Raw genomic sequence first — 16,063 nt, 5'->3', positions numbered from 1 at the left:
AGATCATTTTCACCAATAGACTAATGAACGCTATCTTTTATTATTAATCACACTCTATAATAAATAATCCCTGGCGCTGCTTAAATTGACTATAAAATTAATTAAACGCTATGATTGCCCTTCCAGCCTCAGCGAATCCCTCCAGAACAGCATCTGCCGCTATCGGGTGCCACGCCTCACATCCTGCCCACGCACTGTGAGGCGGGACTCCAGCGGCATACTCTCGCCCTGCCTGGCTATGATAGAACGCACACTCATCACATGTATTCAATTCGCGCAATTAATTACATAATGTGCATAACATTCTGTTCAATTAATTAACCCTATGCACAGGCGCTCCCAGCGGCATGCCACTAAGAAAACACGGCGACTTAAGTCATTACCACGATGCTATAGGCTCAGATAAATAGGTAAGAGGACTCCATTCCCAGAGCGGCAAAACAACACATCGATAATTATAAGCAGAATAATGAATTTTACTTGTTCGCTACCACGTATGGGAAAGCACACACTACGTGACTGTTTACCACCATCATCAAAGTTATTAACAAAAAAAGAATGTCTTACCGCTAAGCCAGACCATCTCAGCTGACTCACTCGATATTTCCTTTTATTTTCTCAACAATAGTTTATGCAGATCAATTTCCATTCTGATTATATTCTTTATTTTTATAAAGGGAGAGCAATCTCCCAGAATCATAGCCAGAACAACTAGAGTATTAATCCACATATATCACAAGCGATATCGTTAATCCCCGGTTCTCGCATCATCTTGCGCAAAGATCCGGGAGAATAAGAAAAAAGGGAATCTATGGTCACGCTACAATTTGCCATTATCATCATCTGTCTATTGCTGGGAACACGCTATGGCGGGATGGGGCTCGGATTGATCAGTGGTATTGGTCTCTTCGTTCTCACTTTTGTTTTCGACTTAGTCCCCGGGAAGCCCCCTGTCGAGGTGATCCTGACCATTCTAGCCGTCATTGGCTGTGCCGCGGTACTGCAAACGGCCGGCGGGCTGAATGTCATGATGCAGTTCGCCGAGCGCCTGCTGCGTCGTCACCCACAACACATCACCATCCTGGCTCCCCTCACCACCTGGACGCTAACCTTCCTGTGCGGAACGGGCCATGTGGTCTATACCATGTTCCCCATCATCGCAGATATCGCCCTGAAAAAGGGTATCCGCCCAGAACGTCCGATGGCTGTCGCCTCCGTGGCCTCACAGATGGCGATCACCGCCTCTCCGGTCTCCGTCGCGGTCGTCTCGTTAGTCTCCATCCTCGGTGCGGCACACGGTATTGGCCAAGCATTCACTATCCTGGATATTCTGTCAGTTTCCGTACCGGCCTCCTTGTGCGGGGTTCTGGTCGCCGCGCTGTGGAGTCTCCGTCGCGGTAAAGATCTGGATAAGGACCCGGTCTTTCAAGAGAAGCTCAAAGATCCCGAACAGCGCGCCTATATCTATGGTGACAGCCAAACCCTGCTGAATCAGACGTTCCCCAAACAGGCTTACTGGGCAACCTGGATCTTCTTCGCTGCCATCGCCGTCGTGGTCCTGCTCGGCGCCTTTGCCGATCTACGTCCCGCCTTTGAGGTCAAAGGGGTTCTGAAACCATTATCGATGAACCTGGTGATTCAGATGATGATGCTGATCGCCGGCGCCATCATCCTGATGTCTTGCAAAGTGAAGCCGGGTGAAATCTCTAACGGGGCGGTCTTCAAGGCGGGCATGGTCGCGATCTTCTCCGTATTCGGCGTCGCCTGGATGAGCGATACCTTCTTCCAAGCCCATATGCAGGATCTACGTCTGGTGCTGGAAGATGTGGTCAAGAGTCATCCCTGGACCTACGCCTTGGTACTGTTCCTGGTTTCCAAGCTGGTCAATAGTCAGGCCGCGGCGCTGACCGCCATCGCACCGATGGGATTATCCTTAGGTGTCGAGCCCAAGATGTTGCTGGCTTTCTTCCCGGCTGCCTATGGCTACTTCGTTCTGCCGACCTACCCCAGCGACCTGGCCTGTATCGGTTTCGACCGCTCTGGCACCACGCGCATCGGTAAGTTTATTATTAACCACAGCTTTATCCTGCCTGGCTTTATTGGGGTTATCACCTCTTGCTGTGTAGGCTATCTGTTGGTCGCCAGCTTCTACTAAGCCTCCCCCCGATATCGGCCTCCTTCTGGAGGCCGATATAAAAAAAGCGTATAACACCGCCTGTCTGCAATAAAAAATAAGCTAATAATTACCATTTTTGGCCACATTATCACCCGCTATAATGTGACGCCTGTCAACTTTGGCATTATCCTTTTTCTATTGGAAACATCATGCTCCGCTCACGCGTCACCAAAACATTACCGACACTGATTGGCCTCACCGTCATACTCAATTACACCAGTGCCTTCGCCGATAGCACGCTATTTACCGCGCTAGACGATCCCTCCACCGCCAAGCAGCCCTTTATTGGCAATATCCAAGCGGGTTATAACTCCCAATCGGGCAACAGTAATAACTCCAGCCTGCTGGCCAACACCACCATGACCTGGTTCAACCGGGATGCAGCTACCGCCTACAGTCTATGGGGCACCGCCAATAATGCCGAGTCGAATGGCACTCGCTCGGCAGAGAAATATCAAGCCGGCGGTCGTACCCGCTTTAACGTTACCCAAGAAAACTACATGTTTGGCCAAGTGAACTGGTTGAATGACCGTTTCGCTGGCTATGCCTCACGGACTACCGGTACGGCGGGCTATGGTCGTCAGATCTTCTCCTCTCCAACCCAGGATCTGCGCGTCGAATTCGGCCCCGGCGTACGCCATGACGAATATCAGGGGGGAGGACGCGCGACGCGCGCGCTCGCCTATGGTGCCGCCAACTACACCTACCAAGTCACGACCAACACCCAGTTCACTCAAGGGGTCTCCGCGCTCTCCAACGAAGACACCACGCTGAACTCAGAGACCGCGTTAAACGTCGGTATCAACGATGCGTTCTCCCTACGCCTCTCCTACAACGTGACCTATAACAGCGAACCGCCAGCCAGCGCGCCTAAGCACACCGACCGCACCAGCGCCATCACGCTACAGTACAACCTGTAACGCCCTCCGTTTGCCATACGTAGTAACGGCCGCCTGCCTCGACAGAACGGCGGCCGTTTGACTCTTCTTTATTCTTCTTTACGCAGTTAATTAATATCCAGTTAAGCTTTCGGCGCTGTAATACCCGATACACCTCAAAGCCTATAGGAGGCGGTATCATGCTCTTTACCGAATCACTCAAAACAACAGCCGGCTTTATCACGCAATTTGTCCGCTCTCCCCGTACGGTAGGGGCTATCTCACCCTCGACGCCCTTCCTGTGCCGTGAAATGGTACGCCCTGTCGATTGGCGACAGACCCACTCCATCGCCGAGTTTGGCGCGGGAACCGGCGTATTAACCCGCCATATTCAGCGCCACATGCCTCACGATGCTCACTTGGATATCTTTGAGACTAATCCCCATTTTTGCCAAGCCCTGCAACAATTAGCCGATTGGCGTACTCAGGTGCACAACACCTCGGCCAGCGAGATCAGCCAACGCTACGATGTGATCTTCTCTGGTTTACCCTTACTGGCCTTTAGCGCCGAACTGCGCCACACCATCCTGAGCGCTACCGCACTCGCGCTCAAGCCTGGCGGATACTTTATTCAGTTCCAATACAGCCCGTTGCTCGAAAGTCACCTGGCCCGCCACTTTCACTGGCAACGCTCACTGGTATGGCGCAACCTGCCCCCCGCCTTTGTCTACCTGTGCCGTCCTCGTTAAACCCGCCCGTGTAACCATCCTGCTCACCCTGAGCCAAGCCTAGGCGACATCGGCGTGGGCATAATCGGGACACAAACATAAAAAAAAGGGGCTGACCAGATGGCCAACCCCTTATCACTTAACTACTTTCGGATGTAGCGAAAGCGTTATCTTAGTTCAGACGCTCTTTAATACGAGCTGCCTTACCAGTACGCTCACGCAGGTAGTACAGTTTAGCTTTACGAACGGCACCACGGCGCTTAACAGCGATGCTGTCGATAACCGGTGAGTGAGTCTGGAATACACGCTCAACACCTTCGCCGTTAGAAATCTTGCGAACAGTGAATGCAGAGTGCAGACCGCGGTTACGAATAGCGATAACCACGCCCTCGAATGCCTGCAGACGCTTCTTAGAACCTTCAACGACCCATACCTTAACTTCCACGGAATCACCCGGACGGAACGCAGGTACGTCTTGCTTCATCTGCTCTTGTTCAAGCTGCTTAATGATATTGCTCATAATAATCTCTTACCCTAGGTAAACTGATATACGGCTCGACCCTACGGTCTCAGCCTTCATGTTCCTGCTGCGCGGCATGCTCCTCACGGAACTGCGCCAGCAGCTTTGCTTGCTCGTCAGTCAGAGCTAGGCTTTCTAGAAGTTCAGGTCTTCTCAGCCAGGTTCGGCCCAGCGACTGCTTTAAGCGCCAGCGACGGATCTCGGCATGGTTGCCCGACAGTAATACTGGCGGAACTTCCTTGCCTTGTAACACCTCAGGTCGGGTATAGTGCGGGCAATCCAGCAGCCCGTCGACGAATGAATCTTCCTGCGCCGAGGCCTGATCGCCCAATACCCCCGGGACAAACCGTGAGATAGAGTCGATCAAGGTCATGGCCGGCAGTTCACCGCCGCTGAGAACGTAATCACCGATCGACCATTCTTCATCGACCTCGGCTTGGATCACGCGCTCATCAATACCTTCATAACGCCCGCAGACCAGAATCAGCTTCTGAGCCGCGGAGAGTTCACAAACTCCTTGCTGGTCGAGTTTGCGCCCCTGAGGCGAGAGATAAATCACTTTCGCCCCTTCGCCTGCCGCTGCCTTTGCCGCATGGATGGCATCCCGCAAGGGTTGTACCATCATCAACATCCCCGGTCCGCCGCCATAAGGACGGTCGTCCACGGTACGGTGTCGATCGTGGGTGAAATCACGAGGATTCCAGCACTGCACGCTAAGCAGGCCATTTTTTACCGCCCGGCCAGTTACCCCGTAATCGGTGATGGCGCGGAACATCTCGGGAAACAGGCTAACAACACCAATCCACATTGTCGTGTCCCACTCGCTGCAACCGTTAGTCTCGGAGGTCAAAAACCAGGATCCCAATCTACTTCAATACTCTTAGCAGTGAGATCGACTTTCTTGATCACCTGCCCGTCGAGGAACGGAATCAACCGCTCCTTGATACCGAATGCATCTTTCAGGTTCGCCTTGACGACTAAGACGTCGTTAGAGCCGGTTTCCATCATCGCAGTGACTTTACCCAACTCATAGCCGGCGACGGTGACCACCTGGCAGCCCATCAGGTCTTTCCAGTAGTAGTCGCCCTCTTCCAGCGCAGGCAGTTGCGACTCGTCCACGGCGATCTCTCGATTCACCAAGGCGTTAGCCGCATCGCGATCATCAATACCTTTGATCTTGATGACCAGATCCTGACTGTGGTTACGCCAGCTTTCCAGCTCAATCGCAACCCACTTACCCCCCTGCTGAATAAACCAGGGCTGGTAATCGAAAATGCTCTCGGCATCCTCGGTGGAGGAAAACACTCTGAGCCAGCCGCGGATGCCGTACGCAGAACCGAGTTTCCCCAGAATGACTGCTTTGTCCATCGCCGGCTTATTTTGTATGCTCATCGTGACCACCGCAACGGATTAAGCCGCTTTCTGAGCTTCTTTGATCAGCGCAGCTACGCGATCAGAAACGGTCGCGCCCTGGGAAACCCAGTGGCTTACACGATCCAGGTCCAGACGCAGGCCTTCGGCGCTACCGGTTGCAACCGGGTTGAAGAAGCCAACGCGCTCGATGAAACGACCATCACGAGCATTACGGCTGTCGGTCACTACTACTTGATAAAACGGACGCTTTTTCGCGCCGCCACGTGCTAAACGAATGGTTACCATAACATCCTCATTAGTAAATAAAACACCAGACCCCATCGAGGAACGGAGCCCGGTGTCCTTGTTCATACGAACATAAAAGCCCGAAAATTTTACTCATTTTGGCGCGAAAAGCAACTGCCAGCGCCGCTTTTCGCTCCGAGAGCCGCGGATTAACGCCCCGGGAATCCTGGCGGCATCATGCCACGCATGCCGCGCATCATCTTCGCCATTCCGCCTTTCTTCATCTTCTTCATCATGCGCTGCATCTCGTCAAACTGCTTCAACAGGCGGTTGACGTCTTGCACCTGCATGCCAGAGCCCTGCGCGATGCGACGTTTGCGCGACCCTTTGATGATCTCCGGATGGTTACGCTCTTTCAGCGTCATCGAACTGATGATCGCCTCCATTCGCACCAACACCTTATCATCCATCTGCGCTTTAACGTTATCCGGCAACTGACCGACGCCCGGCAATTTGGCCAGCATGGAGGTCATCCCGCCCATGTTGCGCATCTGCTTAAGCTGCTCCATAAAGTCGTTCAGGTCGAAACCATCGCCCTTCTTCAACTTGGTCGCCAGCTTCTCGGCCTGCTCCCGATCGACCTTGCTCTCCAGCTCTTCGATCAGCGACAGGACGTCGCCCATACCCAGGATACGTGATGCGACGCGATCCGGATGGAACGGCTCCAACGCATCCGTCTTCTCGCCGACACCGAGGAACTTGATCGGCTTACCGGTGATATGGCGAATCGAGAGCGCCGCACCGCCGCGTGCATCGCCATCGACTTTGGTCAGTACCACACCGGTCAATGGCAGCGCCTGATTAAAGGCGCTAGCGGTATTGGCCGCATCTTGGCCGGTCATGGCATCGACGACAAACAGCGTTTCCACCGGAGTGATTGCCGCGTGGATCTGTTTGATCTCCTCCATCATCACTTCATCGACATGCAAGCGACCGGCGGTATCGACGATCAATACATCATAGAATTTCTGCTTGGCGTGGGTCAGCGCACGCTGCACGATATCCAGCGGACGCTCTTGCACATCGGAAGGGAAGAAATCGACGCCCACGCCCTGTGCCAAGGTCTCCAACTGTTTGATCGCCGCCGGGCGATACACGTCGGCGGAGACAACCAGCACCTTTTTCTTTTGTTTCTCTTTGAGGAACTTACCCAGCTTACCGACGCTGGTCGTCTTACCGGCCCCTTGGAGACCGGCCATCAGCACCACCGCTGGCGGCTGCGCGGCCAGGTTCAACTCGGTGTTCGCCTCGCCCATGGCGCGCGTCAATTCGTCCTGCACAATCTTGACGAACTCTTGCCCCGGCGTCAGGCTCTTATTCACCTCTTGGCCCAGTGCGCTCTCTTTCACCCGATTGATGAAATCACGCACCACCGGCAACGCCACGTCGGCTTCCAGCAGCGCCATGCGCACTTCGCGCAGGGTATCTTTGATGTTATCTTCGGTCAGTCGCCCGCGGCCACTGATGTTGCGCAGCGTGCGCGACAATCGATCGCTTAGATTCTCAAACATGGTTTATGCTCAACGTAGTACCAATGCAAAACGGGCCGTCAGGCGACGACATCGCTAAAGATGGCGGCGAGTATAACACGAAGCCCTGCGATTCTCTCCCCCACGGCGCGCATTGCTAGCCGGCAGCGGTTGGAGCGTGACCCCGCTAACGCTATACTAAGATCCTCATTCACTCAGTCAGAATAAACTCGCTATGCCCGTATTTGCCATCACGGCTATGATTGCCTATCTGCTCAGCCTGGGGCTGATCGTTCCCGGTCTGGCGCGTAATAATCGCACCTATCGGCGGCTGGCGCTCACCTTCGCCAGCGGCGCCTTGTTGTGCCATGCCGTCGCACTCTATCAACGTATCTTCGACGTCAGCGCCGGGCAAAATCTGAGCTTGTTGAATATGGGGTCATCCGTCAGCCTGCTGATTTGCCTGGTGATGACCGTCGTGGCCTCACGCGATCGCGGTTGGTTTCTGCTGCCTATCGTCTACAGTTTCGCCCTGATCAACCTGGGGCTCGCCAGTTTTGTCCCCGGCGAGTTCATCACCCATCTGGAGGCGACCCCCTCATTGCTCGTTCACATCGGCCTGGCGCTCTTTTCCTATGCCACGCTGATCATCGCGGCGCTGTACGCCTTCCAGTTGGCCTGGATGGACTACCTGCTGAAGAATAAGAAGCTTACCCTGAGCGCCGACATGCCGCCGCTGATGAGCATTGAACGCAAGATGTTCCACATTACCCAGGTCGGTGTAGTGCTACTGACCCTGACACTGATTACCGGCGTGCTGTATATGGAGCACCTGTTCGATGCCGAGAACATGCACAAGGCGCTGTTGTCAGTGCTGGCCTGGATCGTGTACGTCACCTTGCTCTGGGGCCATTACCGCCGTGGCTGGCGTGGCCGCCCCGTGGTCTGGTGCAGCCTGGCCGGAGCCTTACTCTTAACCCTGGCCTACTTCGGCAGTCGGATCATGATGGGGGTTGTCCAGTAACCCCCGCCAGCATGCCAGTATCATCGCCCCGCCGCCCTCGCGCGGGGCAGATCGTTAATCACCATAAGGAATACCCGCTTGGAGCACGTCTCTACCGGCACACTGATCGCCATCCTGCTGCTGATGGTGATTATCTCCGCCTACTTCTCCGCCTCGGAAACCGGGATGATGACCCTCAACCGCTACCGCCTGCGCCATCTGGCAAAGCAGGGCGTGCGGCCCGCCCGGCGTGTCGAGCGCCTATTGCAGCACCCTGATCGCCTGATAAGCCTGGTGCTGATCGGGAATAACCTGGTCAACATCCTCGCCTCGGCCTTGGCTACCATCGTGGGCATGCGGCTATACGGCGACAGCGGCGTCGCCATCGCCACCGGTATCCTCACCTTCGTCATTCTGATCTTCGCCGAGGTCATGCCCAAGACCTTCGCCGCCCTCTACCCGGAGCGCGTCGCCTTTCCCAGCAGCTTATTACTCGGCCCGCTACAAAAGGTGATGATGCCGTTGGTCTGGCTACTGAATGGCATCACTCGCCTGTTGCTGCGGATGTGCGGTATTCAGCCGCACGTCAATCGCAGCGATGCGGTGAGTAAAGAGGAGCTACGTACCATCGTCAACGAGTCACGCTCGCAGATCTCACGCCGTAATCAGGACATGCTGATCTCGGTGCTGGATCTGGACAAGATCTCGGTGGAGGACATCATGGTGCCGCGCAACGAGATCGTCGGCATCGACGTCAATGATGATTGGAAATCGATCCTACGCCAGCTGACCCACTCACCCCATGGTCGCATCGTCTTGTTTCGCGACGGCCTGGATGATGCCATCGGCATGCTGCGCGTGCGCGAGGCTTACCGGCAACTGATCGAGAAGCAGGAGTTCAATAAGGAGAACCTGCTGCGCGCCGCCGACGAGATCTACTACATTCCTGAGGGGACACAGCTCAATGTGCAGTTGCTCAAGTTCCAGCGGAATAAGGAGAAAGTCGGTATCGTGGTCGACGAGTACGGCGATATCAAAGGGCTGATCTCCGTCGAGGATATCCTGGAGGAGATCGTCGGCGACTTCACCACCTCCATGTCCCCCTCCCTGGCCGAAGAGGTGCTACCGCAGAGCGATGGCAGCGTACTGATCGACGGCAGTGCCAATATCCGTGAGCTGAATAAGGCCTTCAATTGGACACTGCCCGCCGAAGGCGCACGCACCATCAACGGCATGCTATTGGAGACGCTGGAAGAGATCCCGCAACCGGGCGCCCAGGTGACCATCGGCAACTACTTCATCGAAATCCTCGATGTACAGGAAAACATGATCAAGCGGGTGCGCGTCTCGCTGTTACGCGCCCCACTCGCGGGCGAACACACCTAACGCCTGGACGATAAGCACTAAAAAATCTATGGTCACCCCCATTTTTGCAACACTGATTTTTGATTATTGGTTGGCTTGCTTAAATCTATCCGGCGTCATTATGGGCATGGATGCCCGCGCCACGATGAGTTCCGCACCTGATGAACCTAAAAAGCCCCTCGGCTTCAGTGAGCCATTTTTTATATGAGGTTTCTCATCAGGCCGATATGCCGTTCATGTCATCAATAATCAGTCTTCGCAAAACCGGATGGGTAACTGCTATTTCACTACTTAATAATCAACCTATTGATTCAGCACAGCATATATCAAGCCTGATATTCATTGTGATTAGTCGTGATTGCCCAAGCTATCCGTGCCAGTTTGTTTGCCAGAGCGCAGGCGACAACATTCGAGTGTCTGTTACTGAGTTGTCCCCTGACCCATTCAGCTAACCTGCCTTGCTGATGTTCCAGGCGCATCATGAACGATCGGGCACACTGAACCAGTAAGCGCCGTAGATTTTTATCACCCCGCTTGCTGATACCCAGCAAAGTTGATTTACCTCCAGTGCTGTATTGCCGTGGAACAAGTCCGGTGGAAGCCGCAAAATCCCTACTACGTGAAAATTGTTTGCCATCACCGAGTTGGGATGAGAGAAGACTGGCCGTAATCGGTCCGACACCGGGTATTGTCATAATACGTTGAGCAGTATCATCAACTTTGATTGACTGGTTCAATTCTGATTCCAGCTCTGTTATTTGCTCAACAAGATAAAGATAGTGGGCATGCAATTTCATCAGCAAACGGCTCAAATATTCAGGTATTTCATGTTCCGCGAGCACCAGGGACAACCGCTTAATGACTGAATCGCCTATTGGCAGACTGATACCAAATTCCAGTAAAAAACCGTGCATCTGGTTGATTGTTTTCACCTTGTCTCTGATGAATGATTCCCTGACCCGATGCAATGCTCGCATCGCCTGCTGTCCTTCTGTTCTGGGCTGGACAAAACGCATGGATGGTCGGGATGCAGCTTCACATATTGCTTCAGCGTCAACAAAATCATTTTTATTACTTTTGACAAACGGACGCACGAATTGCGGAGAGATAAGTTTTGCTTCATGGCCAATATCGCTGATACGCCGCGCCATAAAATGCGCACCGGCACAAGCTTCCATAACAACAACTGCGGACGGACATGTTGCCAGAAACTGCATTAGCTTCGTGCGCGTGAATTTCTTACGCAAAAGCGCCTTACCAGATTTATCCTGGCAGTGAACATGAAAAGAGTGTTTACCGAGATCGATACCAATAAGCGCAATGTTTTCCATGATGGCCTCTCCAGAAAGAAAAACACCCTGCCAGCGTACCGCTCACAGGGTGGGGGTGACCATCTCATTAGCCCCCGCAGATCATCTCTGTGGGGGCTTTTCTATCGGGCCGCGCGTGACCGTTATTGCCGGGTATCGCGCTCAGCGTGCCCTCACGCTTACGGGTGCAAACGCGCCAGTTGTTCGGCAGACAGCGCCAGATCGTCATTGTGGTTGATGCCGATGCCGCTAGCCAGAATATCACGGGCGATCTGCTGCGCCTCCGTCAGGGAGTGCATGTTACAGGTCCCGCACTGGAACTCATTCAACTCGGGGATATGATGCTGATCCTGGACCTGCAACACATCCTCCATCGCCGCCGTCCAAGCCGCCGCGACACGCGCTTCGTCCGGCGTACCGATCAGGCTCATATAGAAGCCGGTACGGCAACCCATCGGTGAAATATCGATGATCTCGACCCCATCGCCGTTGAGATGGTCGCGCATAAAGCCGGCAAACAGATGCTCCAACGTATGAATGCCGCGCTCCGGCAGAATGGCCTTATTCGGGCGGCAGAAGCGCAGATCGAATACCGTAATCTGATCGCCATGCGGCGTCGTCATCTTTTTCGCGACACGAACCGCCGGTGCGGCCATACGCGTATGGTCGACAGTGAAGCTATCCAATAATGGCATTTCATCACCTCCTCAAGGTAAAAAAATATTTTTTTCGCTTTTTAGGAAACCTTTTCCCATCGTACGACTCTCAGTATATGAAAGACGCGCATTTGTTATCATCATCCCTGTTCTCAGAGATGCATATTTGGCCACAGGTATCGTGGCCTTTTTCTTTTCTTACCCTTATGCGCCGGCATGTCGATGGAGATAGTGCTCGAACGGCTCGCTATCTGCCGACTCCAACGCCGCCTGGCGATCGATAGACGCCTGCGCCTGGCGGGCCAACTCTGCCTCATCCAACAACGTCAACGGCTCGGCACACAGTTGCTCACGATAACGCTGCGCCAAGGCCAAGCCATAACCGCCGATACCGTTATTCCCCATCTGAGCCATCACGCGCGCCGAGTAGGTCAAGGAGACATCCTCGAAGGCGGCGACCAAACGAGTACACACCTGCTGATAACAGCGATCGCCGTTGATCCCATCCAAGACTTCGGCGACCCGCAGCAGATCGGCAAACAACGCCTTCCCGACATAGGGCAACGGCTGACGCGCATCGTGACAACCGATGCCGATCGTCTGCCCCGGCTTACGCCCCTCCAGAATCACGCGATTCCAGTTCTGACGCGTACACAGCAGCTCATCGCTACTCATCTCCGGCGCATCGGCCAACACACACCAGATCAGGAATAGATCGAGGAAACGGCACTGCTCGGCCTCGACCCCGATGGGGCTGAACGGGTTAATATCCAGGGAGCGCACCTCGATATACTCGATTCCCGCACGCAATAAGGCATCCGATGGCGACTCGTCGTCACGGGTCACCCGCTTGGGACGGATCGGGGCGTACAACTCGTTTTCAATCTGCAGCACATTGGCGTTCAACTGGCGATAGTGCCCCTGATCGACGACGCCCAGGCGAGAAAACTCCTCGGAAGGCGTGTGAATCGCACGCTTCAACGCGACAACGTACTCATCCAGATGGTTGAAGGTAATACCGAGGTTACTCTGCGATTTATTGGTATAGCCCAGGTCGCTCAGGCGTAACGAGGTGGCATACGGCAGGAACAACGTACCGCCCTGACGTTCGAACGGCAACGCCGTCTCTCGCCCATTCAGGAAGGAGCCACAGATCGCCGGTGAGGCACCGAACAGATAGGGGATCACCCAACCGAAGCGATAATAATTGCGGATCAGACGGAAATAACCATCGGAGATCGCCGCCTTACCACTCTCAGCGTCTTGCACGCCGGCACGCGCCTGCCAGAAACGCAGTGGCAAGGAGAAGTTGTAATGCACGCCAGAAATGGTCTGCATCAGCGCGCCATAGCGGTTCTTCAATCCCTCACGGTAGAGGGTCTTAAAGCGCCCCAGATTGCTGCTGCCATACTGCGCCAAGGTAATATCCTGCTCATTGCCGATAAAACAGGGCATGCTCAGGGGCCACATCCGCTCATCCCCCAGATGACGCGCCACATAGCGGTGGATATCTCGCAGGAAATCCAGCATGTGGTCGATATTGCCATCGACCGGGGTGATAAACTCTAGCAGACTCTCGGCAAAGTCGGTGGTGATCCAAGGATGGGTCAAGGCCTTTCCCAGCACCGCAGGATGCGGCGTGTGAGCCAGGTGCCCATCGGGAGTGACGCGTAACGTTTCGCGTTCGATACCACGCCGAATACCATCCAGGGCATCCGGGTGAGATTCTAGCCAGCTAAGGGCTTGAGATACGTCCGGGATCAAATTGACCTCCCGCTAATTTTAAGAAGAGTTAACGCATCCACCGCATCCAGCGGCAAGGACGCCTAATGCCACCACGACATGCCATACAGCGTTAGCCAAGCCAACAAGGCATAACGCACGGCCTTACCCAGAGTTAGGTACAGCAATACCGCGCCCCACGGTAGGCGCAACCAGCCAGCCAACACACACAGCAGGTCGCCAATGACCGGCAACCAACTCAGCAGGAGTGCTGCTGCGCCATAGCGTTGCAACCATCCAAGCGCTACCGCCAATCCTCGCTGCGGGGTAACTTGAGGAAGGGCTCGACCGATGACCACATTCGTCGCGCCCCCCAAGACATTACCGACAATCGCCGCCACTAACAGCCCAAACACCGGGGCCTGCGCGGCAATCAATAGCCCGCTCAATACCACTTCGGAATTTCCAGGCAGCAGGGTCGCACTGGTAAAGCTACTGACAAACATGCCAGCGATAGCCCAAAATTCACTCATTGCAGACAGCGCACATCTACCCAATCCATTCCAGCGGCCACGGCCGCCTGAATACCGTAATCGGCATCCTCGAATACCACGCAACGTGCCGCTGCCACGCCCATCAGCGCCGCACAACGTAAGAAGGTTTGCGGATCCGGTTTATGACGTTGGACATCATCCGCGGCCACGATGACCTGAAAACAGTCACCGAGCCCTAACCGACGCAGCAACGCCTCGGCCAGTCGGTGCTCACTGCCGGTACCGATAGCCATCGGACGCCGCCCCTTATAGGCACGCGCGACTTCCGCCAACGGCAACGGCCGCACCCCATCTAACAACATCCCCTCAACCAGCCGGTTTTTCTCGGCAGCCAGGGCATGAGGATCGAGTGTGGAGTGATTATGTTCAATAATAGCCTGAGCGATGCGCACTGTGGGAGAGCCATTGAGTGCGATCATTGCCATTAGGTCATAATCCATACCATAACGCCCTACGACCTCCTGCCAAGCCTGGCGGTGAATGGGCTCGCTGTCGAGCAAGGTACCATCCATGTCAAAAATCAGCCCATCATAATGGTCATATTGCACCATGCTCATCCTCTAAGCCTGGGGGAAATGGAGCATCACTTTAGCGTAAAACGAGGCGGGTTGTCGCGGACAGGAAACGCATCGTCAGCACGAGGCACGGACTAACGCACTTACGGTGCGTTACTGCTTGAAAGGGAAAGAGAGCGGGAGCGTGAAACAGATGCAACAAAGCCCGCATAAGCGGGCTTTGTCAGTAAAGATGGTGCATCCGGGAGGATGATTCGACGCGTTGCGTCTCACCGCAAGGGCCGTTGCTACGCAACGTTATCCTCCCTTTTTACTACTAAGGCAACCGCTGTTGCCGGCAAAACATGTTATAGCAATCATGCTCTGCGAAAGATGGTGCATCCGGGAGGATTCGAACCTCCGACCGCTCGGTTCGTAGCCGAGTACTCTATCCAGCTGAGCTACGGATGCACAGAATAACATAATCGGCAGCGTTGGATTCTACTGCCTGATTCATCGTTGAATACCATGAATCTAAAGGATGGTGCATCCGGGAGGATTCGAACCTCCGACCGCTCGGTTCGTAGCCGAGTACTCTATCCAGCTGAGCTACGGATGCACAGAATAACCTAGTCGACAGCGCTGGACTCCACTGTCTGATTCATCGTTGATCACCATGAACCTAAAGAATGGTGCATCCGGGAGGATTCGAACCTCCGACCGCTCGGTTCGTAGCCGAGTACTCTATCCAGCTGAGCTACGGATGCACAGAGAACTTACTTGACGACACGGGGCGTTCTGATTCCCGCATCCAGCTTACCGCACTAAGCCGTAAGCCTGAAAGATGGTGCATCCGGGAGGATTCGAACCTCCGACCGCTCGGTTCGTAGCCGAGTACTCTATCCAGCTGAGCTACGGATGCAAAATGGCGGTGAGGGGGGGATTCGAACCCCCGATGCAGCTTTTGACCGCATACTCCCTTAGCAGGGGAGCGCCTTCAGCCTCTCGGCCACCTCACCACACGCGACTCTTGCGAGTTGTGCCCACTCAACGTTTCGTTGTCTCATCGGCACTGCGTGGCGCACATATTACTTTCACGGGCTGATAAGTCAAACAATTTTTCCTGAGTTTTCGTGCAATCCGAATCGTTTGCACATTTCACATCCAAAGCGCTGCGAATAACACCAGAATGTCGTTTTTATAAACGGCAAAATCGTGTCTAACCCAGGCTAGCCCGGTACGCCTCGCGCCCCACTTTCTCTCCGCCGACGGCATGACGCCATGTATGGCATGCGACAAAGGACGAAAAAACAGCGACGAAAAGCTAACACGGCCAAACAACGTCTCGCTCAGGCGAGGTGCTCGGCGAAAATATCAACCCTGTCAACGCGCAATAGGTTGAGATAAAGACGCATCTACGCGTCTACGTGAACCAGGGCAGAGCAAGTCAGCAGTCAGCAGTCAGCAGTCAGCAGTCAGCAGTCAGCAGTCAGCAGTCAGCAGTCAGCAGTCAGCAGTCAGCAGTCAGC

The 16,063-nt window shown here is 54.4% G+C and carries 15 protein-coding genes and 5 tRNA genes; 5 read left to right on the top strand and 15 right to left on the bottom strand.

The window, feature by feature from the left end; translation table 11 throughout:
- Positions 1 to 811: 811 nt before the first annotated feature.
- The 3 genes from ACEQFP_RS16210 (at position 812) to ACEQFP_RS16200 (ending at position 3,803) form a co-directional block, all read left to right on the top strand.
- On the top strand, positions 812 to 2,155 hold the full coding sequence (locus ACEQFP_RS16210; protein WP_005281876.1) for an anaerobic C4-dicarboxylate transporter: 1,344 nt from the start codon (positions 812 to 814) through the stop codon (positions 2,153 to 2,155).
- A 170-nt stretch (positions 2,156 to 2,325) separates the two neighbouring features.
- Positions 2,326 to 3,096, top strand: coding sequence for a YdiY family protein (locus ACEQFP_RS16205; protein ID WP_005296482.1), 771 nt, complete (start codon positions 2,326 to 2,328; stop codon positions 3,094 to 3,096).
- A 158-nt stretch (positions 3,097 to 3,254) separates the two neighbouring features.
- Positions 3,255 to 3,803 (top strand): class I SAM-dependent methyltransferase, encoded by a 549-nt coding sequence (locus tag ACEQFP_RS16200; protein WP_068870301.1) that lies wholly within the window; start codon positions 3,255 to 3,257, stop codon positions 3,801 to 3,803.
- 151 nt (positions 3,804 to 3,954) lie between these two features.
- Here the strand turns inward: ACEQFP_RS16200 and rplS are convergent, their stop codons facing one another.
- From rplS to ffh, 5 genes are all read right to left on the bottom strand, one after another.
- Positions 3,955 to 4,302: a 50S ribosomal protein L19 gene (rplS, locus tag ACEQFP_RS16195; protein ID WP_005281885.1), complete on the bottom strand. Its 348-nt coding sequence runs from the start codon at positions 4,300 to 4,302 to the stop codon at positions 3,955 to 3,957.
- A gap of 49 nt (positions 4,303 to 4,351) precedes the next feature.
- Complete coding sequence (gene trmD / locus ACEQFP_RS16190; protein ID WP_005281887.1) at positions 4,352 to 5,110, bottom strand: tRNA (guanosine(37)-N1)-methyltransferase TrmD; 759 nt, start codon at positions 5,108 to 5,110, stop codon at positions 4,352 to 4,354.
- Between the two features lie 38 nt (positions 5,111 to 5,148).
- Positions 5,149 to 5,694, bottom strand: coding sequence for a ribosome maturation factor RimM (rimM, locus tag ACEQFP_RS16185; RefSeq protein ID WP_005281888.1), 546 nt, complete (start codon positions 5,692 to 5,694; stop codon positions 5,149 to 5,151).
- A gap of 18 nt (positions 5,695 to 5,712) precedes the next feature.
- Entirely contained in the window at positions 5,713 to 5,961 is a 249-nt protein-coding gene (gene rpsP, locus ACEQFP_RS16180) for a 30S ribosomal protein S16 (protein ID WP_005296478.1), read from the bottom strand.
- Between the two features lie 149 nt (positions 5,962 to 6,110).
- Positions 6,111 to 7,472, bottom strand: a complete 1,362-nt coding sequence (gene ffh / locus ACEQFP_RS16175; RefSeq protein WP_370547221.1) for a signal recognition particle protein — start codon at positions 7,470 to 7,472, stop codon at positions 6,111 to 6,113.
- Positions 7,473 to 7,665: 193 nt separating this feature from the next.
- Between ffh and ACEQFP_RS16170 the strand changes: the two genes are divergently transcribed.
- Complete coding sequence (locus ACEQFP_RS16170; protein WP_005281898.1) at positions 7,666 to 8,454, top strand: inner membrane protein YpjD; 789 nt, start codon at positions 7,666 to 7,668, stop codon at positions 8,452 to 8,454.
- A gap of 78 nt (positions 8,455 to 8,532) precedes the next feature.
- On the top strand, positions 8,533 to 9,819 hold the full coding sequence (locus ACEQFP_RS16165) for an HlyC/CorC family transporter (protein WP_005281900.1): 1,287 nt from the start codon (positions 8,533 to 8,535) through the stop codon (positions 9,817 to 9,819).
- 305 nt (positions 9,820 to 10,124) lie between these two features.
- Here ACEQFP_RS16165 and ACEQFP_RS16160 read toward each other — a convergent pair whose 3' ends face one another.
- The 10 genes from ACEQFP_RS16160 to ACEQFP_RS16115 all read right to left on the bottom strand — a co-directional run bounded on the left by ACEQFP_RS16160 (position 10,125) and on the right by ACEQFP_RS16115 (position 15,553).
- Positions 10,125 to 11,129 (bottom strand): IS110 family transposase, encoded by a 1,005-nt coding sequence (locus ACEQFP_RS16160; RefSeq protein WP_098142734.1) that lies wholly within the window; start codon positions 11,127 to 11,129, stop codon positions 10,125 to 10,127.
- Positions 11,130 to 11,287: 158 nt separating this feature from the next.
- Complete coding sequence (gene luxS / locus ACEQFP_RS16155) at positions 11,288 to 11,803, bottom strand: S-ribosylhomocysteine lyase (RefSeq protein ID WP_005281902.1); 516 nt, start codon at positions 11,801 to 11,803, stop codon at positions 11,288 to 11,290.
- A 165-nt stretch (positions 11,804 to 11,968) separates the two neighbouring features.
- Positions 11,969 to 13,528 carry a glutamate--cysteine ligase gene (gene gshA, locus ACEQFP_RS16150; protein WP_047059200.1) on the bottom strand — a complete coding sequence of 520 codons (1,560 nt, stop codon included), beginning with the start codon at positions 13,526 to 13,528 and terminating at the stop codon, positions 11,969 to 11,971.
- A gap of 62 nt (positions 13,529 to 13,590) precedes the next feature.
- The gene (locus tag ACEQFP_RS16145) at positions 13,591 to 14,019 is read right to left on the bottom strand and encodes a YqaA family protein (protein ID WP_005281908.1); all 429 of its coding nucleotides are present in this window, start codon (positions 14,017 to 14,019) and stop codon (positions 13,591 to 13,593) included.
- The gene (gene yqaB / locus ACEQFP_RS16140; RefSeq protein WP_005296470.1) at positions 14,016 to 14,591 is read right to left on the bottom strand and encodes a fructose-1-phosphate/6-phosphogluconate phosphatase; all 576 of its coding nucleotides are present in this window, start codon (positions 14,589 to 14,591) and stop codon (positions 14,016 to 14,018) included. The genes ACEQFP_RS16145 and yqaB overlap by 4 nt, the downstream gene beginning before the upstream one ends.
- 337 nt (positions 14,592 to 14,928) lie before the next feature.
- A tRNA-Arg gene (locus ACEQFP_RS16135) sits at positions 14,929 to 15,005 on the bottom strand.
- Positions 15,006 to 15,076: 71 nt separating this feature from the next.
- Positions 15,077 to 15,153 (bottom strand) — tRNA-Arg (locus ACEQFP_RS16130).
- A 71-nt stretch (positions 15,154 to 15,224) separates the two neighbouring features.
- Positions 15,225 to 15,301 (bottom strand) — tRNA-Arg (locus tag ACEQFP_RS16125).
- Between the two features lie 78 nt (positions 15,302 to 15,379).
- Positions 15,380 to 15,456, bottom strand: a tRNA-Arg gene (locus tag ACEQFP_RS16120).
- Between the two features lie 4 nt (positions 15,457 to 15,460).
- Positions 15,461 to 15,553, bottom strand: a tRNA-Ser gene (locus ACEQFP_RS16115).
- Between the last annotated feature and the right edge of the window lie 510 nt (positions 15,554 to 16,063).

It is taken from the genome of Edwardsiella sp. A.80236 (assembly GCF_044540725.1).
In the GTDB taxonomy this organism is placed as follows: Bacteria; Pseudomonadota; Gammaproteobacteria; order Enterobacterales; family Enterobacteriaceae; genus Edwardsiella; species Edwardsiella tarda.
This window is presented reverse-complemented; position numbering and strand designations above follow the sequence as displayed.